Raw genomic sequence first — 26,884 nt, forward strand, 5'->3', positions numbered from 1 at the left:
TTTTCCTAAGCGCTGCGCGGGGGATGCCCGATTCGCGTGCCACGGCGTGCGAGGCACGCTGTCGGCATGCCCAGTCCTCGCCCCCAACCGCTTCCGCGCTCCACACAAGGCACGCACTACGTGGTCACCGCGGTCACCTACGGCCGCGTGCCCTGGCTGCACGACCCGCTCTACGCACGGATCGCGCGCCATGAGATCGAGACCTGCGAGCGACAGGGTTGGCTGCGCTCCGAAGCCTGGGTGCTGATGCCCGACCGGGTGCACTGGCTCTTCGAACTGCGCGTCCCGATGCTCGGGCAGGTCGTGCAGACGTTCAAGTCACAGACCGCCCGGGCGATTCGCGGCCGCTGCCGCGGTGCCGGTTCGATCTGGCAGGCCGGGTTCATGGATCGGCGGCTGCGCCCGGACGCCGATCTCGGCGACCATGTGCGCGAACTCATCGCCCAACCACGCCGAGACGGCCTGGACGGACGCTTGCGCGCTCATCGCCACTGGTGGACGCGCGACACGCACGCCATCGCGGCCCTATAGCGCTTCGCCAGCAGGCGGACGCCTGAGCACGCGATCGATCGTCCCCGGTCCAAGGCTGCATACGCTACACGGCCGAGGTTCGAAGCAACGCTATGGCAAGGCGCGCCGAGTGTCCGCTACCGGGCGCGCGAAACGGCCGCTCCATCGCGCGGAGCGGCCGCATCCTTCGTCAGAGGTAGGTGCACTGCCCGCTCTGGTTGCAGACAGCGATCCGCCACCATCTGCCATCGACGCATTCGTAGATCGCGCCGCCATTGAGATTGGGCACGTACTCGGTGGCACCGTTGTTCTGAGCCGTGCAAGGCGTGGCCGGCGCCGCGAGGGCAGTTCCCATTGCCCCCAGACACACCACGGCACAGACGGTCGAAATCCAGCGGATTGATGTCTTCATCGTATTCCTCCTTGAAAGTGGCTACAGCGAATCGCCGCACTTCCTTCGATCCGGCACGGCTCGTCCGGAGGCGGCAAGTCCGCCGAGGCCGCGACCGCAGTCTAGCAACACAGCACTTTTACAGGCGCTCGCCTGCCGCGCAGCGGCGCGCCGATGCGCGGCAAACGCATCGGCACGGCACGGATCGGGCATCCAGGCAACACGTCAGGCCGCGCGCAAAACCGCCACCCGGTTGGCCAGCTTCTTTGCCGATACGCCGCCCTTGGCGCCGAGTTCCTGCGCGAACAAAGAGACGCGCAGTTCCTCGATCTCCCAGCGCAGCGCTTGCCATTGCGTGTCGTCGGCCAGGCCGCGAGCCCCGGCGTCGAGCAGCGCGTCGACGAACGGCTTGACGTCGAGCATGCGCTGCTGATCGCGCTGAGGGTCGCGCAAGGCGCGTTCTGCGCGCAACGACAGTGCGCGCAGCCAGCGCGGATACTCGGCCAATGCGGCCGCCGGCACGTCGCGCAGGAAGCCGGGCGGCACCAGTGCCGCAAGCTGCGCCTGCATGTCGTCGAGGTTCGCCCGCGCCCAGCCCATCAGCTTCGAATCCAGTCGCCCGCGGATCTCGGCGACCAGGTCGAGAATCGTCTCGGCGCGCTGCAGTCGTGCCATCGCCTCGCCGAACAGGGCCTTGCCGATCGTGTCGCGATGCGCGGCGAAGGCGTCGGCGTCGCGAATCGTCTCCAGGCCGTCGTCAAGCAACGCGGCGAGCGCGCCCTCGACCAGATCCTCACGCAATCGATCGCCCGGCCGGTCGGCCGCACGCGGCGCCAATGATTCGATGGCCGCATACAACAACGCGGTCTTCGGGGCCACCGGCAACTGCTTGCGCGCCTGGCGCACGCGCTCGGCGAGTGCAATTCGCAACAGGCGACGCACGCCCTGCGGGTGCAGGCGCCGCGCTTGCGCCGGGTCGGCATGCACGGCCAGCGACACGCTGTCGCCATCGTCCTGCAGTGCCGGATACGCCGGCAGCCCGCCGGCCCCGGCGATCGACACCGGTACCGGCGTGTCCGGAAATGCCGTCAGACCCCGTTGCTGCAGCCCATCGGCGGCATGGGCGGCGAATGCACGCGCGGCCTGCGCACCGAAGCGCGTGCGCAGCGCCTCGAGGTCGCGCGATTCGGCCAGCACGGTGCGCCCCTTGCGGTCGCGGCCGACGTCGACCAGGCGCAGATTCGCCCGCAGGTGCGGCTCGAGCACTGCCTCGTCGAAGTCCGTGGCCGCGATCTCCACACCGCCGAGCTTCTTCAAGAAGCGCGCCAGAGTGCCGGCGAAGGTATCCGCATCGCCCTCGCGCCAGGCCTGGGCGAACGCACGCGCGAAATCGGGCGCCGGCACGAAATTGCGACGCAGCGCCTTGGGCAGGCTGCGGATCAGCGCCGCCGCCTTGTCCTCGACGAACCCTGGCGCCAGCCACGACAACCGGGCCGGGTCGATCGCGTTGAGCAGATGCAGCGGCACCGACACGGTCATGCCGTCGTCGGGCGCGCCGGGCTCAAACCGGTACGACACCGCGAGCCGCGCCTCGCCCAGCGCGATGAACGCCGGAAACAGATCGGCATCGACGCCGTCTGCGACCAACAGGTCGTCGCGGCTCCACTCGAGTGCGCGTTTGGCCGCCTCCGGCGCCTTGCGATACCAGGCGTCCAGCGCCTGGGCCGAGAGCACGTCGGACGGAATGCGCTGCGCGTACCACTGCGCCATCCAATCCTCGTCGACGACCAGACCGCTGCGCCGCAGCTTGGCTTCCTCCTCGCGCGCGCGGGCCAGCGTGCGCAGGTTGCGTTCGAGAAATCCGGCGCGCAGGTCGATCTCGCCGGTCGCCAGACCGTCGCGCAGGAACAGCGCGCGCGCCTGATCAGGATACAGCCGGCCGTAATCCACCGGCTTCTTGGGCGCGAGCACCAGGCCGAACAGGGCAATCTGCTCGCTGCCGATCACCCGGCCCTGCGCGCGCGACCAGCGCGGGTCGTGGTGCCGTCGCGAGAGCAGGTGATCGAGTTCGGCAATCACCCAGTCCGGTTCGATCCCGGCATTGGTCAACGCCCAGACCTTCTCGGTGTCGAGCAGCGTCGCCGACAGCACCCACGGTGGCGGCTTCTTGGCCAGCGGCGAGCCGGGAAACAACTGGAACCGACGCCCGCGCGGCCCTTCGTACTGCCCCGAATGGCGTCCCCCGCCGGCCGGATCGGCGCGATGGCCGATCTGCGTGGGCAGTCCGGCGAGCAGCGCGCGATGCAAGGCCACGTGCGCGCGCATGGCCGCCTGCCCGCGCGCCCGCGCGCTCTCGGTCTCGTCCCCGGCTGGCGCATCGGAGACAACCGACGCGTCCACCGACCAGCCCAGATCCTCGCACTGCAACTTGAGCTGCCGATGCAGTTCACGCCACTCGCGCATCCGCAAAAAGCCAAGGAAATGCCGCTCGCACCATTTGCGCAGCTGCGACTGGGTCAGGTCCTCATGCGCCTGCCGGTACGCGTCCCAGAGCCGGACGATGCCGACGAACTCCGAGCGCGGGTCGGCGAAGGTCGCATGCGCGGCGTCGGCCGCGGCGCGCTGGTCGGCCGGTCGCTCGCGCGGGTCCTGGATGCCCAAAAACGATGTGATCGCGAGCATCTCGTGCAGGCAGCCGTGCTGGTTCGCCGCGACCAGCATGCGCGCGAGCTTCGCATCGATCGGCAACCGCGCCATCGTGCGGCCGTGCGCCGTCAATCGGCGGCCGTCGTCGATCGCGCCCAGCTCGGTCAGCTGCTGCCAGCCGTCGGCGACCGCGCGCGGATCGGGCGGCTCGACGAAGGGAAAATCGGCGATCGGATCCGCAGCCGGTGGCGGCGCATCGCCGCCCCGCCGGCTGCGCCGCGCGCGCGGCTCGCCCTCTCCGCCCAGGCCCAGCGACAGCATGCGCAGGATTACGCCGGCAAGCGCCGCGCGTCGGATCTCCGGATCGGTGAAGCGCGGCCGCGAGTCGAAATCCGCCTCGGAAAACAGGCGGTAGCACACGCCCGGCGCGATGCGTCCGCAGCGGCCCTTGCGCTGATCGGCGCTGGCCTGGCTGATCGGCTCGATGTGCAGGCGGTCGAGCTTCTGCCGCGGACTGTAGCGCTTGACGCGCGCCAGCCCCGGATCGACCACGTAGTGGATCCGCGGCACCGTCAGTGAGGTTTCGGCGACGTTGGTCGCCAGCACGATACGGCGCAGCGGCCCCGGGTTGAACACCCGATCCTGGTCGCGCGCCGACAGGCGCGCATACAGCGGCAGGATCTCGGTGTGCCGATACTTGCGGCGCTCGAGCGCCTGGTGCGCATCGCGGATCTCGCGCTCGCCCGGCAGAAAGATCAGCGTGTCGCCGGTCCCGCGCTCGCCCATGATCTCGTCGCAGGCCGCAAGAATGCCGTCAAGCACGGAAATACCGGGATCAGCGTCGATTTTTCCCTGTCCGCGCGGCGCACCGTTCGCCGCTGCTGCGACATTCGACGCCGACCCCGGTTCTTCGCCGAGCGGGCGGTAGCGGACTTCGACGGGATAGCCGCGGCCTTCGACGTCGACGACCGGCGCGTCACCGAAATGGGCGGAGAAGCGCGCGGTGTCGATGGTCGCCGAGGTGACGATCAACTTCAGGTCCGGTCGCCGGGCCAGCAGTTGCTTGAGGTAGCCGAGCAGGAAGTCGATGTTGAGGCTGCGTTCGTGCGCCTCGTCGACGATCAGGGTGTCGTAGGCCGACAACCAGCGATCCGAGGCGATTTCCGCCAGCAGGATGCCGTCGGTCATGAACTTGACCGCAGTGTCCGGGCCGATATTGTCGTTGAAGCGGACTTGGTAGCCCACCGCACCGCCGATCGGCACCTGCAACTCCTCGGCCACGCGCCGGGCGACGGTGCGCGCGGCAATGCGCCGGGGCTGGGTACAGCCGATCATGCCCGCCGCCCCGCGCCCGGCCGCCAGGCACAGCTTGGGCAGCTGGGTGGTCTTGCCCGAGCCGGTCTCGCCGGCGACCACGACGACCTGGTGCGCCTGGATCAGTGCGACGATCTCTTCGGCCTTGCCGGCGATCGGCAGCACTGGATCGACCGTCGCCCGTGGCAGCCGCTGCGCACGCGCCGCGCGCCGCGCGACCGAGGCCTGCAGCCGGCTGCTGAACGCATCGCGCGCGGCCGGGTCGCCAGGCGTACGCCGCCAGCGCGACCACAGGCCCAGCAGCGGGCCGCGATCGCGCGAGCAGGCGGCATCGACCGACGCGCGCGCCCGGCTCAACGCCGCATTCACCTCGTTGTCGCTGAAATACTCCATCACGCTTGCGAATCCGCTCCCAGGTCTCATATTCGATCGCGAAGGCCGCGTATTGTGGCCGCAATCCCATCCCACAGGAGTCGTCGACCATGGCCAAGGCCAAACCCCAACCTGCCTCCAAATCCAGCACCAAGCGTTCGTCGGTGGCGCCCGCCGTGGCCTCGCCCGATGCGCGCTCGACCGCGCCGGCCATCGATATCGGGATCAGCGACGCCGATCGCAAGCAGGTCGCCCAGCATCTGTCGGTGTTCCTGGCCGACGCCTACACGCTGTACCTGAAGACCCACAACTTCCACTGGAACGTCACCGGCCCGATGTTCAACGCCCTGCACGTGATGTTCGAAGGCCAGTACACCGAACAGTGGAACGCGCTGGACGAGATCGCCGAGCGCATCCGCGCCCTGGGCTACAACGCGCCGGGCTCCTATGCCGAGTTCATCGAGCTGAGCTCGATCAAGGAAGAGCCGGGTCTGGAGAAGTCGCCCGACTGGCGCGAGATGGTGCGCCAGCTGGTCCTGGGCAACGAAGCGGTCTGCCGCAGCGCGCGCAAGGCGCTCGAAGTGGCTGACGATGCCGACGACGATCCGACCGAGGACCTGCTGACCCAGCGCCTGCAGACCCACGAGAAGAACGCCTGGATGCTGCGCTCGCTGCTCCAGTAAGCGCGCTTCCCCTCAGGGTCCTGCGAAAACGCCCGGCAGCACCGGGCGTTTTTTGTGATTGAGGCGAGCGCGCAGCTTCCGAAGGGCATCGGGCTGGCGGCCGGAAGCCGCTTCCCCCTCGGTCAAGACCGCTGCGCGGTCCGGCCACGCGAAGCACGCGTGGCGTTCGCATGGATGCGCGACCGTGCCGCGCACGCCCGCCATGCTCACCCTGCCTTGACTCGGGCGCGCGCCCGCTCCGCTTCACTGATCGGGCCGGACCGCGGAGCGGACTGACCGAGCCGATGAGCCCCCCCCCCGGACGGCGCAACGCTGCTTCCGGAGCCAGAACAATCGCCGAAGGCCGGCGCGCGCTCGATCCAACGAGCAAGGCGTTGTGTCACACCTCAAGCGCTCTTGGGCGGCTCGGGTGCGTCGACCTCGCCGCGCGACACCAGCGCGGCGATGCCCAGATCGCCGGTCACGTTGACCGTCGTACGGCACATGTCCAGGAAATGGTTGACGCCCAGCACCAGACCGATGCCCTCGGCCGGCACACCGACCATCGTGCAGATCAGCGCCACCACCGGCAGCGAGCCCGACGGCACGCCGGCGGTGCCGATCCCGCCCAGAATGCAGACCAGCATCACCAGCACCTGCTGGCCGATCGACAGGTCGACGCCGAAGAACTGGGCCAGGAAGATCACCGTGACGCCCTCGAACAGCGCCGTCCCGTTCTGGTTGGCGGTCGCGCCGATCGTCAGCACGAAGCGCGAGACCTTGCGCGGCAGCTTGAGATTCTCGTCGGCCACGCGCAGCGCGGTGGGCAGCGTGGCGTTGCTCGATGCGGTCGAGAACGACATCAGCATCGCCTCCTGCGCGCCGCGGAAGAACGCCAGCGGCGACCAGCCGCCGAACACCCGCAGCGCCAGCGAGTAGGTCACCAGCATGTGCAGCGCCAGCGCACCGGCCACCACCGCGACGTAGGCGCCCAGGCGGACCAGCAGGTCCCAGCCGAACAGCACCGCGAGGTTGAACATGAAGCAGAACACCGCGATCGGCGCCAGCCGGATCACCAGTCCGATCAGCGTCATCGAGACTTCGAACAGGCCCTCGATGCCGCGCTTGAGCGCGGCCGCCGCCTCGGACTTGGTCAGCACCAGGCCGATACCGAACATCAGCGCGAAGAACATCAACGCCAGGATGTTGGCATTGTCCGATGCCGCGCCGACCACGTTCTGCGGCACGATCGACAGCAGCATCTCCATGCCCTTGGCCCCGCTGCGGCTGTCGCTGACGATCGCCTCGGTGCGCTGCGCGCTCTCGGCCAGCAGCTGCTGGGCCAGCGCCGGATCCACGCCGGCGCCGGGGCGGAACAGGTTGACCATCACCAGCCCCAGCAGCACCGCCAGGCCCGACAGCACGATCGTCCAGGCCAGCGTGCGCCAGCCGATCCGGCCGAGCGAGGCGACATCGCCCATCTCCGACACGCCGACCACCAGTGCCGAGAACAGCAACGGCACGATCAGCATGAAGATCAGACTCAGGAACAAGGTGCCCAGCGGCTCGGTGACCCAGGCCACGAACGTCGCGACCAGCGGCCGGCATTGCCAACCCGGCTCGGCGACGGCGCAGGCAGCCGACGCCGGATCGGTCGGGGCCCACGCCGACAGGCCGGTGTAGTGAGCGAGCATGCCAAGCAGCAAGCCGGCGGCGAAGCCGATCGCGATCTTCCAGTGCAGCGGCAGGCGGGCGCGGGCGGATGCGAGCGGACGGGACATGGCGTGATCGCTGCGGGAAAGCAGCGGAGGCTAGCAGGAAGCGGACCTCAGCGCCGCGGGTAGAGCGGCGGCAGCCCGGCCTCGTCCTCGGGCGTCGCCGGGCCGGCAACGCGCGCGCCGGCGCGGAAGGCCTGGCGCAGCGCGGCGCGCGCCGCCACCAGGTCGCCGTCCCCCCAGCGTGCCCGCTGCCACTGCGCGAGCGCGTCGCGCTGGCCGGTATCGCCGAGCGCACGCCGCAAGGCCTCGAGGTCTGCCGCCGGCGGGTCGACCAGCGCGCGCAGCGCCGCGTCGACCTCGGCCGGATCCCCGGTCTGCAGCACGGTCGCCAGTGACGGCCCGCCGATCCGCGCCCTCGGCACTGGCGCGGCGCCCGGCACCGCAGCGACCAGCCCCCGCGCGCCGGCACGCGCCCGGCGCAGCCCATGCCAGGCCACGACGCTGGTCGCCAACCACAGCAGCGCGAACAGCGCCGCCAGCCACGGCCAGACACGACTGACCTCCCTATCCGCCCCAGGGACGGCCGGCAAGCCCAACGCAGTCGCCACCGCCTGCGTGTCGGCGTCGCCATCGGTGGCATCGCCATCGCCCGGATCGACCGCCAGATGCAGATCCGGCGCCGCACTGGTCCGGGCGGCGCCTGCGCGGACATCCCACCATCCCAGGCGGGGGCCGGCCACCTGCAAGGAACCGGCAGCCCGCGGCACGATCGAGAAGCGGCGGGTCATCCGCACCCGCGGGCGGCCCTCGTCGAAGCGCTCGTCGTACTGCGGCGGTTCGGCGAACACCTGCGCGCCGTCGGGCGCCGGCAAGTTGATCTCGGGCAACTGCGTGCCGACCGCGCCGTCGAAGGTCGCCTCCAGGGTCAGCGTGGTCGCAGCTCCGGCCCGGCCGCGCTCGGGCTGGTCGAGCCAGCGCAGGTCCAGGTTCCGCAGCGGCAGCCACGGCTGCGGCGCCGTGCCCGGCATCGCGCGCACCGACAGCGCGGTCGCCGGGCCGTTGGCCGCGAGCTGGCGCGGCCCACGATCAAACAGATCATCGAAGAAGCCGCCGCCGGCGCCGCGCCCCTCGAAGCGTGCGCCGGGAATCGTCAGCGGCCCGCTGCGCTCGGGCACGAGCAGAAAGCGCCGTTCGACCACGTTGTAGCGACGGCCCTCGAACTCGCGGCTGTAGGTGATGTCGTTGCCGATCCGCTGCAACGATGCCCCCTCGGGCTCGGGCTGCTCGAGCTGGCCCGACACCAGTGGTACGGCGTAGTGCAGCCGCAGGGTGTAGCCGACCGCCTGCTGCACGTAGGGCGTGTCGGTCTCGAGTTCGGCCTCGACGAACGCGGCCGCGCCATCGCGGGCTGATCGCACCGGCGCCGGGCCGACCGTCAGCGACAAGGCGTCGGTGCGCGCACCACCGACCTGCAACGGCGGGACCGTCAGCCGGCCCTCACGACGCGGACGCAGCGCCACGCCGAACAGCGCGCGCTCGATCTGGCGCCCGTTGCGGATCTCGACCTGACGTCGGCTGGTGTGCCCGCTGAGCTCGAAATCGCGGGTCAGGCCACTCCAGTCGGGCACGGCGACCGCTTCGTCGGTTTCGACATTGAGCGTGGTGGTCTCCCCCAGCGCGATCTGGTCCCGGTCCAGCCAGGCGCGCGTCTGCGCCTGCAGGCTCCCCGTCATGCAGGCGAGCAGCACCGCCAGGACCACCGTCCCACGCCAAGCCCGAACTCCGATCTTCATCGCAGTGCCTCCGCGCCGTGGCGCCGCTCGTGTTCGATCCGGAACTGCGCCCGCAACAGGCCACCCGGATCGTCGGGCACCCGCCGCAGCCAGGCCTGGTTGGCCTGCTCGCGCTCGCGCCGGGTGTCGGCGTCCTGCCGGTCGGCTGGCGTGACGTCGCCAGGCGTCTGGCTGCCCTCGCCGGCGTCGTCGAGTGCCTGCTGCATGCGCTCGCGCATGGCCTGGTCGGTGCGCTGCTGCGCGGCCTCGTCGGTGGGCGGGACGGCATCGGGGGGCGCCGGCGGCGTGTCGGGACGCGGCGCACCGTCCGACGAGGGCGCAGGCTGTGGCGCGCCTCGGTCGCCTGTCCGGCCATCGCCGGGATCCGGGCGTCCGGACTGGCGCTGCTGGTCGCGCGGCGGCGCGCGCGGATCGTCGCGCGGACCGGGCGGCGGCTGACGGCGACGCGCGGCATCGACCGCGGCGCGATTGGCCTGCGCATCGGCCATGTCCGGCTGCAACCGCAGCGCCTCGTCGTAGGCGGCGATCGCCTCGTCGAACCGCCCCAGGCGCGCCAGCGCGTTGCCGCGGTTGTAGGCGGCGTCGGCACCCGGCAGTCCGGTCCACGCGCGCAATGCGTCCTCGTGCCGCCCGTCGCGATAGGCCGCTGCGCCCTGCTCGAGTTGGGCGTGGGCAATCTGGTCGGCGCGCCGCCAGGGTGTACCGACCGGCGGCTGCGCCGCCTGTGCCGGCAGGATCGGCCAGACCAGCACGACCGCCAGCACCGCGACCGCGGCCCCGCGCCGGAACGCCAGCAAGACCAGCGCCAGCAATGGCAGCAACAGCCAGTAGCCCTGGTCGGCGATGCGCCGGGTCTGCGCGTCGCCGTCGGCCGCGGCGCCGGCCCCGCCCGCGCGGGCCGCGCGCAGGCCCAGTGCGTCGAGATCGCCGTCGTCGGCGCTCAGGGGGTGCCAGCGCCCGCCTCCGGCGGTCGCCAAGGCCTGCAGCGCGGCAGCATCCAGGCGCGCATGGCGCAGTGCCCCATCGCGATCGCGATAGGCGGCGCCGTCCGCGCTGCCCAGGCCCAGCACCGAGACCCGATAGCCCATCCGCGCCGCGGCGGCGGCCTCGCGCACGGCGGCCCGATCGGCGCCGTCGGTCAGCAGCACGATCTCGCCGCGCAGCGCATCGCCCTGGCGCAGCAGCCGCGTCGCTTGCTCGATCGCGCGATCCGCGCGCTGGCCGTCGACCGGCATGATGTCGGGCGCGAGCGCGTCGAGATACAGCGCCACATTCGCCGCGTCGTCGGTCAGCGGCGCCACCGTGTAGGCGTCGTCCGCATAGGCCAGCAACGCTACCGGCCCCTGGTGCAACGCGAGCAGGCGCGCGAGCTTGGCCCGCGCCTGCAACAGCCGTGACGGCGGCAGGTCGGTCGCCGTCGTTGCCGACGACAGGTCCAGGGCGACGACCAGCGGGGTCGCGTCGACAGACGCCAACGGCACGTCGACCTGGCGCCAGCCTGGGCCTGCCAGTGCCAGCACCGCGAGCAGGCCCGCGCACAGCCACGCGGCCAGCGCCAGCAGCCCACGTCCACCGGGGCGGCGCTCGAGCAGGTGCGGCAGCAAATGTGGATCGACCGCCTGTCGCCAGGCATCCTCGCCGCGCCGGCGCACCCACCAGATGCCGGCCAGCAGCGGCAGCACCAGCAAGGCCCACAGCCAGGCCGGCCGAGCGAAGACCACGTCGGGCCATCCGCCGCTCATCGCGCGCCCCGCATCGGCACACGCCACGAGCGCGGCACCAGCGCCAGCAGCAGGAGCACGCAACCGGCGGCCAGCGGCCACGGATAGCGTTCCACCCGCGCCCGCAGCGCCGGCCCCGGCGTCTCGACCGGTTCGAGCCGGTCGATCTCGGCATAGATCCCGGCCAGCGATTCGGTGTCGCGGGCCCGGAATGCACGGCCACCGGTGGTATCGGCGATCGCCTGCAGCGCCGCCTCGTCGATCGCCGGCTCGCCGCCGTCGGGCAGACGGAAGCCCAGCATCTGCAAGCCGTCCTCGTCGCTGCCGAAGGCGATGGTGTGCACACGCAATCCAGCGTCGCGCGCCAGTTCGGCCGCCTTTTGCGGGCGCAGCGCGCCGGCATTGCTGACGCCATCGGTCAGCAGCACCAGCACGCGCTCGCCTTCGCCGTCCTGCAACCGGCGCACCGCCAGCGCGATCGCATCGCCAATCGCAGTCTCGCGCCCGGCCAGCCCGACCACGGTCCGGTCCAACTGCTGGCGCACGCTGTCGCGATCGAACGTCATCGGCGTGACTGCATAGGCACGCTGCCCGAACACGATCAGCCCGATCCGGTCGCCGGCCCGGCGCTCGAGGAAGTCGGCGATCACCGCCTTGGCCGCCGTGAGCCGGTCGACCGCGCGCCGCCCGATCACCATGTCCTCCTCGCTCATGCTGCCCGACAGATCGACCGCCAGCATCAGGTCGCGCGCCGTTCGCGGCGGATGCTCCGGTGGCCCGAGGCCCTGCGGACGCGCCGCCGCGATGCACAGCAATGCCCAGGCCGACCACAGCAGCCATGACGCCCGTGCGCCGCCGCGGCCGGCGGCCGGCGTGACGATCGACTCGAGACCGGCATACGGCACCCGCAGCGCATCGCCTTCGCTGCGAGCCGGCGGCCACCAGCGCCGCAGCACCCAGGGCAACGGCAAGGCCAGCAGCATCCACGGCCAGGCGAACGCCGACAGCAATCCTTCCATTGCCGCAGGCGTGCTCATCGCCTCGCCGCCATCAACGACAGGAAGCGCATGCGGGCCGCGGCCTGCAGCGCATCGAGTGCGTCGTCATCGACGCGTCGCCGGAAGCCGCCGTCGTGCAGCAGGCGGCCCACACCATCGACGAAGACAGGTGGGCCGCCGCCCTCGTCCAGGAACGCCAGCCAGGCATCGCCCTGCAACCGGTCGGCATCGGGACGCACGCGCCGCGCCGCGCGCCGCAGCAGTGCCGACATCACGGCGATCTTCGCAGGCGCATCGATCGCCGCCTCGACCTGGGCATCGAACAGCCGCGCCCAGGCGCGGCGCTGGCGTGCACGCCGCCAACGCAGGCCGGCCACCACGGCGAGCACGGCCACGACCGCCGCGGCGAGCCACCACCAACCGGGCGCCGGCGGCCACCAGCCCGGAGCGGCGATCACATGGATGTCGCGCAGGACCAGATCGGGCATCGCCATGTCAGGCCGCCTTCGGCCGGCCGAACGCCGGCAACCACCCGTCGCTCGGCATCTCGCTCGACAGCAGCACGCAGCGGATACGCGCTGCGCGCAGCGTCGCTTGGGCCCGGGCGATCGGTTCGGCGAAGGCCGCCTGCCAGCGGGCGTGCTGGGCCGCGTCGCGCAGATCGAGCTCCACCCGTCCCGACGCGGCGGAAAAGCGCAGCCGCGCCCGGGGCGGCGCCTGCTCCAGCGGATCGGTCAACAGCAGCACCAGCACCTGGTTGTGCGCGGCCAGCGCCGGCCACCGCTGCGTCGGCACCGTGGCAATGCTGGCCGCGTCGGCCAGCACCAGCAGACGCGCGCCAGGCCGCAGCAGCCGCCCGGCGTGATCGAGAGCGACCGCCAGTCCCGCATCGCCGGCAGGCGGCGCGGCATACCAGCGCGCCAGCGCATGCAGCACACGCAGCGCGCCGCGACTGCCGGACGCCGGCGGCACCGGCGCCTCGTCGTGCGTGCCGCGCAGCGCTGCGATGCGATCGCCGTCGACGACGGCGGCCCAGGCGGCGACCGCCGCGGCACGTGCGGCCTGGACCGACTTGAACCGCACCCGGCTGCCCACGTACAACGCTGGCGCGGTGTCGGCCACGAGCAGGGTCAGCCGTTCGCGCTCGGTCTGGAAGGCCTTGGTATGCGGACGGCCGGTGCGCGCAGTCACGCGCCAATCGATGTGGCGGGCATCGTCGCCGGCCACGTACTCGCGCGACTCGGCGTATTCCATGCCCTGGCCGCGCAATGGCGATGGCGCTTGTTGGCGCAGGCCCGTATGCGCGCGCCGGGCCGCGCCCTGCCGTGTGGCACTCGCGCGCAGTGCGATGAGCTCGGCCAGCGCCGGGCGCACGCCGGCCTCCGTGTCCACGGCCTCGTCAGAGTCCCGCATTGCCGAATGCCCGATCACAACCGTCCGGTCTCCGGCCGTCAGGGCAACGGGACGCGGTCGAGCAGGGCCTGGACCAGACGCTCGCCGTCCCAGCCCTCGGCGGTCGCCTCGTAGCTGGGCAGGATGCGATGCCGCAACACGTCCGGGGCCACAGCGCGGACATCGTCGGGCGTGACGAAGTCGCGGCCGGCGAGCCAGGCCACGGCACGCGCGCAGCGCTCGAGTGCGATCGAACCGCGGGGACTGGCGCCCCAGGCGATGCGCGCAGCGAGCGCTGTGTCGTAGCGCGCGGCATCGCGCGAGGCCAGGACCAGTTCGACCAGATAGCGCTCCACCGGCGGCGCCACATGCAGCGCGAGCACTGCCCGGCGCGCCGCAAACAGTGCCGCGAGCGGCATCCGCTCGACCGCCTCGGGTTGCGCATCGAGCTGGGCCAGCGCCCGCTCCCGCGCCAGTTGCAGGATGCGCGCCTCGGCCCCCGCATCGGGATAGCCCACGCGCACATGCATCAGGAACCGGTCGAGTTGCGCCTCGGGCAGCGGGAACGTGCCCTCCTGCTCGATCGGGTTCTGCGTGGCCATGACCAAGAACGGATCGGGCAGCGGGTAGGTCCGGCCACCGACGGTCACCTGGCGCTCGCCCATCGCTTCGAGAAGCGCGGACTGGACCTTCGCCGGCGCGCGATTGATCTCGTCGGCGAGCAGCAGCGGATGGAAGATCGGACCGGCCTGGAACTCGAACCGGCCGTCCTGCGGGCGCCAGATCTCGGTCCCGGTCAGGTCGGCGGGCAGCAGGTCGGGCGTGAACTGCAGCCGCGCGAACTCGGCATCGAGCCGCGCCGCGAGCGCGCGGATCGCACTGGTCTTGGCCAGGCCTGGCGCACCCTCCACCAGCAGATGGCCATCGGCGAGCAACGCCACCAGTAACCGGTCGACCAGCGCGGGCTGGCCGACTATCTCCTCGCTCAGGGCCTCGCGCAGCGCGACGAACCGCGCCTGCAGTTGCCCCGGTTGTTCGACCGCATGCTCCATCGGGTTCCCTGTGTCCGGCGCACGTTGCGCCGCCGGACAGTGTGACCCGAACCGGGGGGCCGGGTTCAACCCGCGTCCCCGCGAGCGTCAGCCGGCGGACATGAAAACGGGGCCCTTTCGGGCCCCGTAGAGAGGTGCACGGCGTCGGCGATCAGCCGATCGGGCGCTGCGCGACGCGCATGACCTTGGGAGTCACGAAGATCAGCAACTCGGCCTTTTCCTTGGTGCGGCCGCGGCTCTTGAACAGGTTGCCCAGGATCGGCAGGTCGCCCAGGAACGGCACCTTCGACAAGGACGCGCGGTCGTTGAACTCGTAGACGCCGCCGATCGCGACCGTCTGGCCGTCGTCGATCAGCACCGCGGTGGTGACGTTGCGCTTGCTGATCAGCGGTACCTGGCCGACGTCGGGGTACTCGACGTAATCGATGATTTCATCCTTCTTGATATCCATCGCCAGGAACACCCGGCCGTCATTGGTGATCGTCGGCGTGACTTTCAGTTCCAGCAGCACGTCCTTGAACTGCACGGTCGGCACGTTGTTGCTCTGACCGCCGGTCACGGTGATGTAGCCGACTTCCTGGCCCTGGCTGATCGTCGCCTCGCGCTGGTTACTGGTGACGACGCGCGGATTGGAGATCACCTCACCGCGCTGCTCGGCCTGCAGCGCCTGCAGTTCGACCGCCCAGTTGATCGTATTGCCCAGGATCGTGAATGCCAGCGACGGCGCGCTGCCGGTCACCGGCAGGTTGACGTTCAAGCCCCCCGGGGCACCGATCGCGCCGTTGGGGCCGGAGGCGAGCGTGCCACCGAGATCGACGCGGCCGTCGATAGGATTAGCCGACGAGACGCCGAAGCGTGCGCCGAGGTTGCGCGCAAACGACTCGTTCGCGATCACGATGCGCGCCTCGATCACCACCTGGTCGACCGGCTTGTCCAGCAGATTCACCAGGCGACGGATCTCGTTGACGCGCGCCGGAATGTCGATCACCAGCAGCGTGTTGGTACGGCGGTCGAAGCTCAGGCTGCCGCGCGCCGACAGGAAGCCGCGCTGCTGCGTGGTACCAGCCCCGGTGTTGTTAGTGTTGGCGCCCATGCCGTTCTTGCTTTCCTCGGTCAGCAGCTTGGCGATGTCCTCGGCGTTGCCGTAGCTGATCGGGATGTACTCGGTGGTCATCTCCGCGCGCTCTTCGATCGCCAGGCGTGCGTCTTCCTTGGCCTGCTCGAACGCGGCGATCTCGGTCTGCGGGGCGACCCAGACCACGTTGCCGCTGCGACGCTTGTCGAGCGACTTGGCCTGCAGCACGATGTCCAGCGCCTGATCCCACGGCACGTTCTGTAGCCGCAGGGTGACGTTGCCGGTCACGTTGTCGCTGGCGACAATGTTGAGGTCGGATTCGTCGGCGATCAGCTGCAACACCGTGCGCACCGGCACGTCCTGGAAATTGAACGACACCGGCGTACCGCTGTAGGCCCGCACATCCGAGACGGTCGTCGCGGCCTGCCCCATGGCCGCGGCGGCGGTGGACGCACCGACCGCGCGATCGCTCGAGGCCGCGCGCGGCACGATCTCGACGATATAGTCGCGACCGCTCTGGTAGGCCATCGGCTCGAAGTCGCCGCGGGCGCTGAGCACGACCTGCGCGCCGTTGCCGCCCTGACGTGCATCGATGCGCTGCACCGGAGTGGCGAAGTCGACGACGTTGAGCGGGCGCTGCAACTGCGCCGGCAACGTGGCGCTTCCCAGGTTGATGACGATGTTGCCGTCCTGCGTGCGCAGGTCGGGGGCAGCGCCCTCGCCATCGAAGCGCAGGATCAGCTTGCCCGAGCCGCCGTCTCCACGCTTGAAATCGAGATCGGTCACCGACACGCCGGCATGCGCCGCGCCCGCCGAGGCCTGCAGCGCAGGCAGCAGCGATCCCGGTGCGGCCGGCTGCGCGGCCTGCACGCCGCCGAACGTCGCCAACAGGCCAATGGCCAGGCCGAACGCGCCGGCGTGGAGTGCCGACGTCCTTGCGGCCCGCGGGCTTCCCGCTTTGCTCACGGTCATCTTGCTTTCCTCATTATTTTTCGTTCAGCGCGAGCGACGCCGGGCGTTCGAGCCAGCCGCCGGCACCGTCGGGCACCAGCTCGACGAGCTCGATACGATTCTCGGTGACCGATGTGACACGGCCATCGTTCTGCCCCAGATAGTTCCCCGGCGCGATGCGGTAGGTCACCTTGTCGGGCGCCAGCACCAGGCCCAGCATGCGGGCGCCGGTATTCATGGTGCCGACCATCGACATGCTGTCGAGCGGGAACTGCTCGGTGATCTCTTTGCGCCGGTTCGAGTCCGGCCGCAGCCCGGTGCCGCTGTCGACATCGGTAAACGCGTTGCTGAAGGGGTCGCGGATGCCCTGGGCGGAGTATTCGAAGGTCTCGAACTGCTGCATCACCGGCAGCGGCTCGAGCGGCGGCGCGGGCCGCTGCTTGACCTCATCGACCCAGACCTCGAGATTGGGCGCACCGCCGGGCTCGCTGGTGATGTCGCGCCCGCAGCCGACCGCGAGCAGCGCCAGCACGGTCGTCAGCGCGCATCGGGACATCGATTTGGCGAACGCAGCCATCAGGGCGTCTCCCCGGTCGCGGCGGCGGCCGCCTGCTCCTGCGCCGCGGTCTCCTCTTCGTCGAGGTAGCGGTAGGTCTTCACCGTGCCCGAGAGCTCGAGCACCGAGTTGGGGCCGATCGCCCCCAGTCCGCCGCTGTCGTCGCCACGGGGTTTGAGCGAGATGTCGTGCATCGTCATGATGACCACGCGCGGCAACGACGCAACGCCGCTGACGAACGCGCCGAACTGGTGATAGGTGCCGACCATGCGTAGCGCGATCGGCTGCTCGGCATAGAACTCGCGCGGCATCTCGGTGCCGGGCCGGAACAGGTCGTTCTGGATGCCGGTGGCGATCGCGGTCTGCGAGATGTCGGTGATCAGGTCCGGCATCTCGGTCTTGCTCGGCAACTGGCGCAGCATCTGCTGCAGTTGCTGCTCCATCTGCGCGAGCTGCTGCTTGAGCGGTTCGAGGTTGGCGGCCTTGCCCTGCTTGGTCTCGAAATCGCTGCGCAGCGTGGCTTCCTGGTCTTCCAGCGTGCGCAGCTCGTTGCCCTTGTCGCGTGTGATCCCCCACCACAGCAGTGCGAAGATCAGCAGGCCCACGACCACACAGGTCCCGATGCGGTACTCGCGCGGCCAGGCGCCGACATTGTTGAGGTCGAGCTCGCGCAGCGACACCTTCTTGCGGCTCACGGGGCGACCTCCTGGGCGGGTGCGGCGGGCGCAGGCGTCGTCGCGCCGGCTTCCTTGGCGGCCGGCGTCGAGAGCTGGACGTTGAGCGTGAACGCGTACGGCAGACCCGGCACGCCGTCGCGGGCTTCGATGACCGCCAACTGCGGGTTGGTCATCCAGCCCGAGCCTTCAAGTGCACGCATGTAGGTGCTCACGCGCGCGTTCGACTGCGAGCGCCCCTCGAGCGTCAGCATCTGCCCTTCCTGCTTGAGCGAGGTCAGCAGCACGCCGTCGGGAATGGTCCGCACCAGTTGGTCGAACAGGTGCACCATCTGCGAGCGATTGCCCTGCAGTTCCTCGATCACCGCCTTGCGTGCCAGCAGGCGGGCCCGCTGCCGGTCGAGGCTGTCGATCTCGACGATCTCGCGATCGAGCTCGGCGATCTGCTGCTGCAGGAAGGCGTTGCGCGCATGCTGCCCGTCGAGCTGCGCGTTGTAGTACATGTTCACAAGCAGCCACAGCACGATGCCGGCCACGGCCGCGAGCGCGGCCATGATCCCGAATTCCTTCTGTCGCTGCCGGCGTCGCTCAGCGCGCCAGGGCAGCAGGTTGATTCGCGCCATCAGTCGAAACTCCGCAGTGCCAGGCCGCAGGCGATCATCAGCGCCGGTGCGTCCTGGGCCAGCGCCTGTGCCTGGACGCGCGGGCCGAGCGTCATCTGCGCCAGCGGGTTGGCCAGCACGCTCGGCACACCGAGCTGTTCCTCGACCATCGCCGCCGCGCCCGGGATCGACGCGCAGCCGCCCGCCAGCACGATCCGGTCGACCCGGTTGAAGTCGCTACCGGCGTAGAAGAACTGCAGCAGGCGGCTGATCTGCTGGACCATCGCCTCCTTGAACGGCTCGAGCACCTCGACCTCGTAGCTTTCCGGCAAGCCGCCCTGGCGCTTGGCCAGGCCCGCCTCTTCGTAGCTCAACCCGTAGCGGCGCATGACCTCGTCGGTGAGCTGCTTGCCGCCGAACACCTGCTCGCGCGAGTACAGGCTGCGGCCGTTGCGCAGCACGTTGAGCGTGGTCATCGTCGCGCCGACATCGACCAGTGCCACGACACCGTCCTCGGCGACGCCGAGCGTGTCGGCGACCAGCGCGAACGCGCTTTCGATCGCAAAGGCCTCGACATCGATCACCCGGGCGACCAGACCGCCGAGCTCCAGCGCCGAGGCGCGCAGTTCGACGTTCTCCGAGCGCGAGGCGGCCAGCAGCACCTGCACGCTGTCCGGGTTGCCCGGCGAGGGGCCGAGCACCGCGAAATCGAGGTTCACTTCCTCAATCGGGTAGGGAATGTAGTTGACCGCCTCCAGCTCGATCTGCGACTCGAGCTCGTCCTCGTCGAGATCGGCGGGCATCGGGATGGTCTTGGTGATCACCGCAGAGCCGGCCACGGCCGCCGCTGCGTGCTTGGCACGGGTGCCCGAGCGGGCCACGGCCCGCCGGATCGCATCGCCGACCGCCTCGGCCTCGACAATGGCTTTTTCGACCACGGCGTTGGGCGGCAACGGCTCGACCGCATAGTGCTCGACGCGATACCGGTTGCCCTGCCTGGACAGCTGGAGCAGCTTGACCGCGGTCGAACTGATGTCGATGCCGACCAGCGGCACGTGGCTTTTTGCGATAAGCCCCACAGAGTGCTCCCCTTCGCCACGGGCGCATCCGCACGCCGCGTGTCCCGGCGCATTAGATAACGGACTTTCCCCGCGATGGCAACAGCGCAGCGCTGTCCGGGGGCTCACGCAGGGCCTTGCCGGGGGGCCGTCGGAGGCCGTCGCGGCCGCTCAGAGACCGGCCGGCGATGGCGCCCTATACTGCGCGGATGAGACCCGATCCCGCGTCGCCCCCCCGCCCCCGCGCCTCCCGTTTCCGCCGCCTGTTGCGCTGGGTCCTGATCCTCGGCCTGGTGCTGGCGGTGCTGGCCACCGTGGCCGCCGGCATCCTCTATACCGCCGTGGCCTCCAAGCTGCCGGACGTGGAAACCCTGCGCGATATCGAGATGCAGGAGCCGATGTATGTCTATTCCCGGGACGGCAAGCTGATCGCGCTGTTCGGCGAGACGCGGCGCTACCCGGTCAAGATCGACCAGGTACCCGAGCGCCTGAAACAGGCGTTCCTGGCCACGGAGGACGCGCGCTTCTACCAGCACGGCGGCATCGATTACCGCGGCGTGGCCCGCGCACTGTGGCTGTTGGCGACCACCGACGACCGCCGCGTCCCCGGCGGCTCGACGATCACCCAGCAGGTCGCCCGGCAGTTCTTCCTGAGCTCGGAGTACAGCTTCACCCGCAAGTTCGCCGAGATGCTGCTGGCGCGCAAGATGGAGCAGAACCTCACCAAGGACGAGATCTTCGAGTTGTACCTGAACAAGAGCTTCTTCGGCAATCGCGCCTACGGCGTGGCCGCGGCGGCCGAGTTCTACTACGGCAAGTCGCTGGCCGAGCTCGATCTGGACGAGATGGCCTCGCTGGCGGCGATCCCCAAGTTCCCCTCCAGCGGCAATCCGATCAGCAACCCCGAGCGCGCGCGCGAGCGTCGCGATGTCTACGTGCTGGCGCGCATGCAGGAGCTGGGCTACATCACGCCGGCCGAGTCGGCGGCCGCCCGCGCGGTCGAGATGCACGCCAGCCCCCACGAGCGACCGATCGAGGCGTACGCGCCCTATGTCGCCGAAATGGTGCGCCTGGAGATGGTCGCCCGCTACGGCGGCGACGTGCTCACCCGTGGCTACCACGTCACCACGACGATCGACCCGACGATGCAGGCCGCCGCCGAACTGGCGGTGCGCAACGGGCTGATGACCTACGACCACCGCCACGGCTGGGTGAAGCCGGCGGAGACCTTCGAACTGGCGGCCGACGAGGACGCGGCGACCGCCGCCCGCCGGCTACGCGGCATCGCCCCACAGGGCGGCCTGCTGCCGGCCCTGGTGCTGCGCAGCGGCGACGGCACCGCCGACGTGGTCCTTGCCGACGGCAGCACCGTCACGCTGGACGCGGCCAGCAGCCGCTGGACCGGACGCGCGCCGTCCGCCCTGCTCGCGCGCGGCGACCTCACCCGAGTACGCCGGATCGAGACTCCGGCCAAGGTGCCCGCCAATGCCGATCCCGAAGCGCCGGTGCCGCCACCCACAGTGAGCTGGCAGCTCGACCAGTTGCCGCGCGGCCAGGCCACCCTGGTGTCGCTGGAGCCCGACAACGGTGCGATCCGCGCGCTGATCGGCGGCTTCAGCTTCGCCGGCAGCAACTTCAACCGGACCACCCAATCGCGCCGCCAGCCCGGCTCGAGCTTCAAGCCGTTCATCTTCGCTGCGGCGTTCGAGAAGGGCTTCAATCCGGCCTCGATCGTGCCCGATGCGCCGGTGTTGTTCAGGATGCGCCGCGGGCAGGACTGGCGCCCGCAGAACTCCGACGGCCAGTTCCGCGGGCCGATGCGCCTGCGAGAAGCGCTGGTGCAGTCGCGCAACCTGGTCGCCGTGCGCCTGCTCGACATGATCGGCGTGGATTACGCCCGCCGCTACATCAGCCACTTCGGCTTCGACGAGTCGCAACTGCCCCCCAACCTGTCGATCGCGCTCGGCACGCCGTCGCTGACCCCGCTCGATGTCACCCGAGGCTATGCGGTGTTCGCCAACGGCGGCTTCCGGATCAACCCGTGGTTCATCGACGAGGTCCGCGACCGCGAGGGCACGCTGGTGTTCAAGGAGAACCCGGCACGGGCCTGCCGCGGCTGCGGCAACGACGGCCGCCCTGGCCAGTCGGCTGCGCCGTCGCACGTCGTCGACGGTTTCAACCTGGGGCCCGCATCGGCGCAGCGCACCGTCACCGAGGCACCGGAACAGGACGCCGCGCCCGAGCCCGAGGCACGCGCCGATGGCCAGGCGCCGGTCATGGCCGAGCGCGCGATCGACGAGCGCGTGGCCTACCAGATGATCTCGATGATGCGCGATGTCGTGCGCCGCGGCACCGGGACCGCCGCGCGCGTGCTCGAACGCGAGGACGTCGGCGGCAAGACCGGCTCGACCAACGAGCATCGCGACGCCTGGTTCTCCGGCTTCGGCGGCAACCTGGTGACCTCGGTCTGGGTCGGCCGCGACGACAACCGTTCGCTGGGCTACCGCGAGTACGGCGGGCGCGCCGCGCTGCCGATCTGGATCGACTTCATGCGGGTCGCCCTGGACGGCGTGCCAGAGGCCAGCAACGAGCCGCCCGAAGGCATGGTGCGTGTGTCGGTGACCACCAGCGGGCGATTGATGCCGGTCGGCGCCGAGGGCGGCGGCATCGTCGAGTACGTGAAGGCCGAGGATCTGGAGCGGATGGAGTCGGAGGTCGATCTGCGGATCGACGACGTGCCGGCCGAGGAAGCCTTCGACATCTTCTGATCACAGGCCCGCGATGCCTGAACCCATCGCGCCGCCCCCGGCGCGATGGCTTGACCGTCAAGGGCGGAGGCGTAGAGTCGGAACGTCGCTCGACACGGGGGAATACGCATGCATCGCGCACGCCAGCATGCCGGGGCCCGCACCCGCGAACGTCGCCACCGACTGGCGCACGAGGCCGCTCGGCTCATGGCCGAGGGCGGCATCCACGACATCCACCAGGCCCGGTTGAAGGCGGCCGGTCGACTGGGCATCCACGACGACGCCTCGCTGCCGCAGGACCAGGAGATCGAGCAGGCGCTGGGCGAGTACCGCCGCCTGTTCTCGCCCGCCGCGCATGCCGATGCATTGCAGCGCAGCCGCGAGGCTGCGCTGGAGGCACTCACATTCTTCGCGCCGTTCCAGCCCCGCCTGCATGGCGGCGTGCTCGATGGCACTGCCGATGCCCAGGCGCCGGTGCAACTACACCTGCACAGCGACGATGCCGATGCGGTGCAGCGTTTCCTGCTCGACCAGCGCATCCCGGCCCAGGTGCGCAGTCGTCGCATCCGCCTCGACCGCACGCGCCGGGAGGAGTGCCCGATCTGGGCCTTCCACGCCGGCGAGGTGGCCTTCGAGCTGACCGTGCTGCCACTCAATGCGCTGCGCCAAGCGCCCCTGCGCGCCGACGACGACCGGCCGATACGCCGCGTGTCCGGGGCGCAGCTGCGCCAGTTGCTTGCTGGAGGTTAAAAACCGGGGTCGGACCGTGAAGTGGCCTTGCCGAGGGGAAAGCGGCTTCTGGCTTGCAGGCCGCTGCCCTTCCGAAGTGGAACTGGCGGAAGAGCGAGAAAAAGAAGCCGCGGGAGACCGCGGCTTCTTTTGAACGCAGGTTCGGCGACGCGTCAGCCCTTGCGGTAGTCGCGCACGTCGTAGCCGGTGTAGATCTGGCGCGGACGCCCGATCTTGGCCTCCGGATCGACCTGCTGCTCGAGCCAGTGCGCCACCCAACCGGCGGTGCGACCGATGGCGAACATCACCGTGAACATCTCGGTCGGGATCTTCAGCGCCTTGTAGATGATGCCGCTGTAGAAATCGACGTTCGGGTAGAGCTTGCGCTCGACGAAGTACTCGTCCTTGAGCGCGGCCTCTTCCAGCTTCATCGCCACTTCCAGCAACGGATCGTCGATGCCCAGCTCGCCGAGCACCTTGTGGGTCATCTCGCGGATGATCTTCGCGCGCGGATCGAAGTTCTTGTAGACGCGGTGACCGAAGCCCATCAGGCGGAACGGGTCGTTCTTGTCCTTGGCGCGCAGGACCGCCTTCTCGACGTTCTTCGCATCGCCGATCTCGGCCAACTGCTTGAGCACCGCCTCGTTGGCACCGCCGTGTGCCGGGCCCCAGAGCGCGGTGATGCCGGCGGCGACCGACGCGTACGGGTTGGCACCGGTGGAGCCGACCAGACGCACGGTCGAGGTCGACGCGTTCTGCTCATGGTCGGCGTGCAGGATGAACAACAGGTCCATCGCCTTGGCAACGACCGGATTGAGCTCAAGCGGCTCGCTCGGCACTTCGAACATCATATGCAGGAAGCGGTCGACGTAGCCCAGGCTGTTGCGCGGGTAGCGGATCGGCCAGCCGATCGAATAGCGGTACGCGGCGGCAGCCAGCGTCGGCATCTTGGCCAGCAGGCGGATCGCGGCGAGGCGGCGCTGCTCGGGATCCTGCAGGTCCAGGGTGTCGTGGTAGAACGCCGACATCGACGCCACCGACGCGGCCAGCATCGCCATCGGGTGCGCATCGTGGCGGAATCCCTGCAGGAAGCACTTGAGTGACTCGTGCATCATCGTGTGATGCGTGACCTCGTGCTCGAAGCGCCCGAACTCGTCCTTGGACGGCAGTTCGCCGTTCATCAGCAGATAGGCCACTTCCAGGAAGCTGGAATGCTCGGCGAGCTGCTCGATCGGGTAGCCGCGGTACAGCAGCACGCCCTGGTCGCCGTCGATATAGGTGATCGCGGACTTGCAGCTGGCGGTGGCGGTGAAACCGGAATCGTAGGTGAAGCAGCCCGTTTCCTTCGGCAGCTTCGAGATGTCGATGCAGGGGTTGCCGAGCGTGCCATGCAGGACGGGCAGCGTCACCGACTTGCCGGCGGCATCGAGCGTGACCTGTTCGAGCTTGGAATTGGTATCGGACACTGAAGAAGACTCCTCGTTTCCCGGAGCGGCAGATGCTCCGGTGGGGCGGGCGCGGCGCGTGCCGCAACGCGTCAATTATCGCATAGCGTCCCGCGACACGCGGTCACTGGGCTGCGGGAACGTCGAACACGACAACGCCCACCGCACCGGAGGATGCGATGGGCGTTGTGCACAAACGGCGACGGCCGCCAGCTGGCGGCCGCCTGCGCACACCGGATGCGTCGCGCGGGCGACGCGCGATCCGGTTACTGCTTCGCGTAACGCTTGCGGAACTTGTCGACGCGACCGCTGGTGTCGATGATCTTGTTCTGACCGGTGTAGAACGGATGCGTGGCCGAGGACACGTCGATCTTGACCAGCGGGTATTCGTTGCCGTCGTCCCACTGAATCGATTCCTTCGCGGTGGCCGCGAGGGTCGAGCGGGTGAGGAACTTGAAATCCGAAGTCACGTCCTGAAACACGACTTCACGGTAATCCGGATGGATGTCGGCCTTCATGGCGGCACCAGTTTGCGCAGGGAAAGAGCGGCATTATAGCCGGCGCCCGACCCGCCCCGCAAGGGCACCTGCCGGCGGGCGCCCAGGACGGGGTCAAACCGCCTGCAGTGCCTCGCGGACCAGGGCGTGGAAGCGCACACGGTCGTAGCGCATCAGGATCGTGGCATTGTCCGGCCGTCCGAGCTGGCGCTGCCAGTCGACGATCGTCGCCCCGCGGGCCGGTCCATGGTCGAGCACCACGTCCACCGGCCGGGCGACGGTCTCCAGCACCCCGTCGGGCGCGAGCACCCAGGCCATCGCCAGCGCATCCGCGCTGTGCCACTCGTCGCCGCGACGGTCGGCCGACCACTCGCGCGTCTTGCGCGAAATGGCCTCGTAGAAATCCGCGCGCGCGCCGCCCGCCTGCATCCAGGCCAGCACCTCGTCCTGCGGCAGGCCGTGGGCCACCGTGGCTTCCCAGTCCGAAAGTTCGAACGTCGGGAACGCGTCGAACACGATCTTCGCGGCCTCGGGATCGAAGTACACATTGAACTCCGCGCTCGGCGTGATGTTGCCGTGCCCGGTGACCGCACCGGCCATCGTCACGAAGCGCGCCACCCGCGAGGGCAGCGTCGGATCGAGCTTGAGCGCGAGTGCGATGTTGGTCAGCGGCCCCAGCGCCACCAGCACCAGGCTGCCGGCGTGCACATGCGAGAGCCGCAGGATCGCCAGCGCGGCATGCTCGTCCTGCAGGCCGTGCGCTGCGGGCGCGTAGCCGATGTCGCCGAAGCCGTCGTTGCCGTGCACGTAGGCCGCATCCGGCGCGGGGTGCAGCAAAGGCGAGGCGCTGCCGGCATAGACCGGCACGTCGGAGCGCCCGACCAGCTCGCACAGCTTCAATGCATTGGCGGTGGTGTGGTGCAGGCCGACATTGCCGGCCGCGATCGTCAATCCGACCACCTCGTGCGCGCGATCGTTGAACGCGAGCAGCAGGGCCAGGGCATCGTCGACCCCGGGGTCGGTGTCGATCAGCAGGGGAATACGGGCGTCCATGCCGCATTATCCCCATCACAGCCGCGCACGGCCAGCCGCGACGAAACGGCGCCGCTCAGGGAACTGCAGCTGTCACTCGGCGCTGCATCATGATCTCGACGCGGCGATTGGGCGCCAGGCACGCGATCTCGTCCGCGCCGTGCAGTCCCTCGCAGGCGACCAGCGGCTCGCGACTTCCGCGGCTTTCGACCGAGATCCGCGTCGCCGGTCCACCGCGCTGCGCGAGATAGTCACGCACGGCCTCTGCCCGCCGACGCGAGAGTGCATCGTTGGCGGCGGGGCGGCCGATCCGGTCGGCGTGACCGACCACCTCGATCGCCTCGATGCCATCGAGGGCACCGGCGCGCTCGACCAACGCATCGAGCGTGCGCCGCCCCAACGGCGTCAGCTCGGCGCGGGCGAAGACGAACGTGGTGTCGGCCGACAGCAGCGCGAGCTGCTCACTTGCGGTCGACGCACCGCCGCCGATGTGCGCGCTGTGCGGCCGCGCCCGTTCCGCGCAGGCGGCCGGCATCCAGTGCATATCGCGCACCACGCCCGTCTCGTCGAAGCGCAGTTTGAGCTGGCAACGCGCCACCTGGCCGTCCGCCTCGCGGAAGTTCAGCACGTAGTCCCACTCGCGCACGCCGAATACGCCTTCGGAGAAATGCGGGGGCCCGAGCAATCCATAGAGCTGGTCCTTGCTCAGCCCGGGCCCCAGCGGCTGCAGCGCACCGGCCGTGGGATAGGTGCCGCCATGCGGCTTGGCCGAAGCGGGATCGGGGAATCGTGGCACCTCATCCGCGCCGCCGGTCGAAGCACAGGCGGCGAGCCCCGCGGCGAGGACCAAGGCGCAAGTACGGACAGAAAAGCTCGGGATCGAATGCATGCGGGTCTCCTTCAGTCGCGTTCGAGGCAAGCGGCCCCGTCCGGAGACGGGGCCGCTGCA

Annotated in this window: 22 protein-coding genes; 4 read left to right on the forward strand and 18 right to left on the reverse strand. The window is 70.0% G+C overall.

Annotated features, from left to right (window positions below; genetic code table 11):
• The first annotated feature begins 66 nt into the window (after nt 1-66).
• Nucleotides 67-531: a transposase gene (locus FHW73_RS14980; protein ID WP_183427546.1), complete on the forward strand. Its 465-nt coding sequence runs from the start codon at nt 67-69 to the stop codon at nt 529-531.
• A gap of 169 nt (nt 532-700) precedes the next feature.
• Here FHW73_RS14980 and FHW73_RS14985 read toward each other — a convergent pair whose 3' ends face one another.
• Both FHW73_RS14985 and hrpA read right to left on the reverse strand, forming a co-directional pair.
• Nucleotides 701-922 (reverse strand): hypothetical protein, encoded by a 222-nt coding sequence (locus tag FHW73_RS14985; protein WP_183427547.1) that lies wholly within the window; start codon nt 920-922, stop codon nt 701-703.
• A 204-nt stretch (nt 923-1,126) separates the two neighbouring features.
• On the reverse strand, nt 1,127-5,254 hold the full coding sequence (hrpA, locus tag FHW73_RS14990) for an ATP-dependent RNA helicase HrpA (protein ID WP_183427548.1): 4,128 nt from the start codon (nt 5,252-5,254) through the stop codon (nt 1,127-1,129).
• An 89-nt stretch (nt 5,255-5,343) separates the two neighbouring features.
• Here hrpA and FHW73_RS14995 point away from each other — a divergent pair, with 89 nt between their 5' ends.
• Nucleotides 5,344-5,916, forward strand: a complete 573-nt coding sequence (locus tag FHW73_RS14995) for a Dps family protein (RefSeq protein ID WP_183427549.1) — start codon at nt 5,344-5,346, stop codon at nt 5,914-5,916.
• Between the two features lie 386 nt (nt 5,917-6,302).
• On the opposite strand, the gene FHW73_RS15000 is transcribed toward FHW73_RS14995, so the two are convergent.
• From FHW73_RS15000 to FHW73_RS15055, 12 genes are all read right to left on the reverse strand, one after another.
• Complete coding sequence (locus tag FHW73_RS15000) at nt 6,303-7,676, reverse strand: dicarboxylate/amino acid:cation symporter (RefSeq protein ID WP_183427550.1); 1,374 nt, start codon at nt 7,674-7,676, stop codon at nt 6,303-6,305.
• 47 nt (nt 7,677-7,723) lie between these two features.
• Nucleotides 7,724-9,406 (reverse strand): BatD family protein, encoded by a 1,683-nt coding sequence (locus tag FHW73_RS15005; RefSeq protein ID WP_183427551.1) that lies wholly within the window; start codon nt 9,404-9,406, stop codon nt 7,724-7,726.
• Nucleotides 9,403-11,148 carry a tetratricopeptide repeat protein gene (locus FHW73_RS15010; RefSeq protein WP_183427552.1) on the reverse strand — a complete coding sequence of 582 codons (1,746 nt, stop codon included), beginning with the start codon at nt 11,146-11,148 and terminating at the stop codon, nt 9,403-9,405. The genes FHW73_RS15005 and FHW73_RS15010 overlap by 4 nt, the downstream gene beginning before the upstream one ends.
• Nucleotides 11,145-12,164 carry a VWA domain-containing protein gene (locus tag FHW73_RS15015; RefSeq protein ID WP_183427553.1) on the reverse strand — a complete coding sequence of 340 codons (1,020 nt, stop codon included), beginning with the start codon at nt 12,162-12,164 and terminating at the stop codon, nt 11,145-11,147. The genes FHW73_RS15010 and FHW73_RS15015 overlap by 4 nt, the downstream gene beginning before the upstream one ends.
• The gene (locus FHW73_RS15020) at nt 12,161-12,619 is read right to left on the reverse strand and encodes a DUF4381 family protein (RefSeq protein ID WP_183427554.1); all 459 of its coding nucleotides are present in this window, start codon (nt 12,617-12,619) and stop codon (nt 12,161-12,163) included. Before FHW73_RS15020 ends, FHW73_RS15015 begins: the two co-directional genes overlap by 4 nt.
• Nucleotide 12,620: 1 nt before the next feature.
• On the reverse strand, nt 12,621-13,538 hold the full coding sequence (locus FHW73_RS15025; protein WP_183427555.1) for a DUF58 domain-containing protein: 918 nt from the start codon (nt 13,536-13,538) through the stop codon (nt 12,621-12,623).
• Nucleotides 13,539-13,576: 38 nt separating this feature from the next.
• Nucleotides 13,577-14,569, reverse strand: a complete 993-nt coding sequence (locus tag FHW73_RS15030) for a MoxR family ATPase (RefSeq protein WP_183427556.1) — start codon at nt 14,567-14,569, stop codon at nt 13,577-13,579.
• A 151-nt stretch (nt 14,570-14,720) separates the two neighbouring features.
• Nucleotides 14,721-16,616, reverse strand: coding sequence for a type IV pilus secretin PilQ (pilQ, locus tag FHW73_RS15035; protein WP_183427557.1), 1,896 nt, complete (start codon nt 16,614-16,616; stop codon nt 14,721-14,723).
• Between the two features lie 13 nt (nt 16,617-16,629).
• Nucleotides 16,630-17,151, reverse strand: a complete 522-nt coding sequence (locus FHW73_RS15040) for a pilus assembly protein PilP (RefSeq protein WP_183427624.1) — start codon at nt 17,149-17,151, stop codon at nt 16,630-16,632.
• Between the two features lie 20 nt (nt 17,152-17,171).
• Entirely contained in the window at nt 17,172-17,846 is a 675-nt protein-coding gene (pilO, locus tag FHW73_RS15045) for a type 4a pilus biogenesis protein PilO (protein WP_183427558.1), read from the reverse strand.
• Complete coding sequence (locus FHW73_RS15050) at nt 17,843-18,448, reverse strand: PilN domain-containing protein (protein WP_183427559.1); 606 nt, start codon at nt 18,446-18,448, stop codon at nt 17,843-17,845. The genes pilO and FHW73_RS15050 overlap by 4 nt, the downstream gene beginning before the upstream one ends.
• A complete protein-coding gene (locus FHW73_RS15055; protein WP_183427560.1) occupies nt 18,448-19,506 on the reverse strand; it encodes a pilus assembly protein PilM in 1,059 nt (352 codons plus the stop codon). The genes FHW73_RS15050 and FHW73_RS15055 overlap by 1 nt, the downstream gene beginning before the upstream one ends.
• A gap of 188 nt (nt 19,507-19,694) precedes the next feature.
• On the opposite strand from FHW73_RS15055, the gene FHW73_RS15060 reads away from it, so the two are divergent.
• Nucleotides 19,695-22,253, forward strand: a complete 2,559-nt coding sequence (locus tag FHW73_RS15060; RefSeq protein ID WP_255493020.1) for a penicillin-binding protein 1A — start codon at nt 19,695-19,697, stop codon at nt 22,251-22,253.
• 108 nt (nt 22,254-22,361) lie between these two features.
• Nucleotides 22,362-22,982, forward strand: a complete 621-nt coding sequence (locus FHW73_RS15065; RefSeq protein ID WP_183427562.1) for a hypothetical protein — start codon at nt 22,362-22,364, stop codon at nt 22,980-22,982.
• A 152-nt stretch (nt 22,983-23,134) separates the two neighbouring features.
• Here the strand turns inward: FHW73_RS15065 and FHW73_RS15070 are convergent, their stop codons facing one another.
• From FHW73_RS15070 to FHW73_RS15085, 4 genes are all read right to left on the reverse strand, one after another.
• Nucleotides 23,135-24,427, reverse strand: a complete 1,293-nt coding sequence (locus FHW73_RS15070; RefSeq protein ID WP_183427563.1) for a citrate synthase — start codon at nt 24,425-24,427, stop codon at nt 23,135-23,137.
• 245 nt (nt 24,428-24,672) lie between these two features.
• Nucleotides 24,673-24,924 (reverse strand): type B 50S ribosomal protein L31, encoded by a 252-nt coding sequence (locus tag FHW73_RS15075; RefSeq protein WP_183427564.1) that lies wholly within the window; start codon nt 24,922-24,924, stop codon nt 24,673-24,675.
• Nucleotides 24,925-25,017: 93 nt separating this feature from the next.
• Complete coding sequence (locus FHW73_RS15080) at nt 25,018-25,956, reverse strand: nucleoside hydrolase (RefSeq protein WP_183427565.1); 939 nt, start codon at nt 25,954-25,956, stop codon at nt 25,018-25,020.
• Nucleotides 25,957-26,011: 55 nt separating this feature from the next.
• On the reverse strand, nt 26,012-26,824 hold the full coding sequence (locus FHW73_RS15085; RefSeq protein WP_183427566.1) for an OmpA family protein: 813 nt from the start codon (nt 26,822-26,824) through the stop codon (nt 26,012-26,014).
• Nucleotides 26,825-26,884 lie beyond the last annotated feature (60 nt).

It is taken from the genome of Luteimonas sp. RC10 (genome assembly GCF_014192745.1).
Classification (GTDB): domain Bacteria; phylum Pseudomonadota; class Gammaproteobacteria; order Xanthomonadales; family Xanthomonadaceae; genus Luteimonas.

Excerpts from the sequence above, each read along its gene's own strand:
- FHW73_RS15075 (WP_183427564.1), bottom strand. The coding sequence starts at position 24,924 with ATGAAGGCCGACATCCATCCGGATTACCGTGAAGTCGTGTTTCAGGAC.
- hrpA (WP_183427548.1), bottom strand. The coding sequence starts at position 5,254 with ATGGAGTATTTCAGCGACAACGAGGTGAATGCGGCGTTGAGCCGGGCG.
- FHW73_RS15020 (WP_183427554.1), bottom strand. The coding sequence starts at position 12,619 with ATGGCGATGCCCGATCTGGTCCTGCGCGACATCCATGTGATCGCCGCT.
- FHW73_RS15065 (WP_183427562.1), top strand. The coding sequence starts at position 22,362 with ATGCATCGCGCACGCCAGCATGCCGGGGCCCGCACCCGCGAACGTCGC.
- FHW73_RS14995 (WP_183427549.1), top strand. The coding sequence starts at position 5,344 with ATGGCCAAGGCCAAACCCCAACCTGCCTCCAAATCCAGCACCAAGCGT.
- FHW73_RS14980 (WP_183427546.1), top strand. The coding sequence starts at position 67 with ATGCCCAGTCCTCGCCCCCAACCGCTTCCGCGCTCCACACAAGGCACG.
- FHW73_RS15050 (WP_183427559.1), bottom strand. The coding sequence starts at position 18,448 with ATGGCGCGAATCAACCTGCTGCCCTGGCGCGCTGAGCGACGCCGGCAG.
- FHW73_RS14985 (WP_183427547.1), bottom strand. The coding sequence starts at position 922 with ATGAAGACATCAATCCGCTGGATTTCGACCGTCTGTGCCGTGGTGTGT.
- FHW73_RS15005 (WP_183427551.1), bottom strand. The coding sequence starts at position 9,406 with ATGAAGATCGGAGTTCGGGCTTGGCGTGGGACGGTGGTCCTGGCGGTG.
- FHW73_RS15040 (WP_183427624.1), bottom strand. The coding sequence starts at position 17,151 with ATGTCCCGATGCGCGCTGACGACCGTGCTGGCGCTGCTCGCGGTCGGC.
- FHW73_RS15085 (WP_183427566.1), bottom strand. The coding sequence starts at position 26,824 with ATGCATTCGATCCCGAGCTTTTCTGTCCGTACTTGCGCCTTGGTCCTC.
- FHW73_RS15000 (WP_183427550.1), bottom strand. The coding sequence starts at position 7,676 with ATGTCCCGTCCGCTCGCATCCGCCCGCGCCCGCCTGCCGCTGCACTGG.
- FHW73_RS15010 (WP_183427552.1), bottom strand. The coding sequence starts at position 11,148 with ATGAGCGGCGGATGGCCCGACGTGGTCTTCGCTCGGCCGGCCTGGCTG.
- FHW73_RS15080 (WP_183427565.1), bottom strand. The coding sequence starts at position 25,956 with ATGGACGCCCGTATTCCCCTGCTGATCGACACCGACCCCGGGGTCGAC.
- FHW73_RS15030 (WP_183427556.1), bottom strand. The coding sequence starts at position 14,569 with ATGGAGCATGCGGTCGAACAACCGGGGCAACTGCAGGCGCGGTTCGTC.
- FHW73_RS15015 (WP_183427553.1), bottom strand. The coding sequence starts at position 12,164 with ATGAGCACGCCTGCGGCAATGGAAGGATTGCTGTCGGCGTTCGCCTGG.
- FHW73_RS15060 (WP_255493020.1), top strand. The coding sequence starts at position 19,695 with ATGAGACCCGATCCCGCGTCGCCCCCCCGCCCCCGCGCCTCCCGTTTC.
- pilQ (WP_183427557.1), bottom strand. The coding sequence starts at position 16,616 with ATGACCGTGAGCAAAGCGGGAAGCCCGCGGGCCGCAAGGACGTCGGCA.
- FHW73_RS15025 (WP_183427555.1), bottom strand. The coding sequence starts at position 13,538 with ATGCGGGACTCTGACGAGGCCGTGGACACGGAGGCCGGCGTGCGCCCG.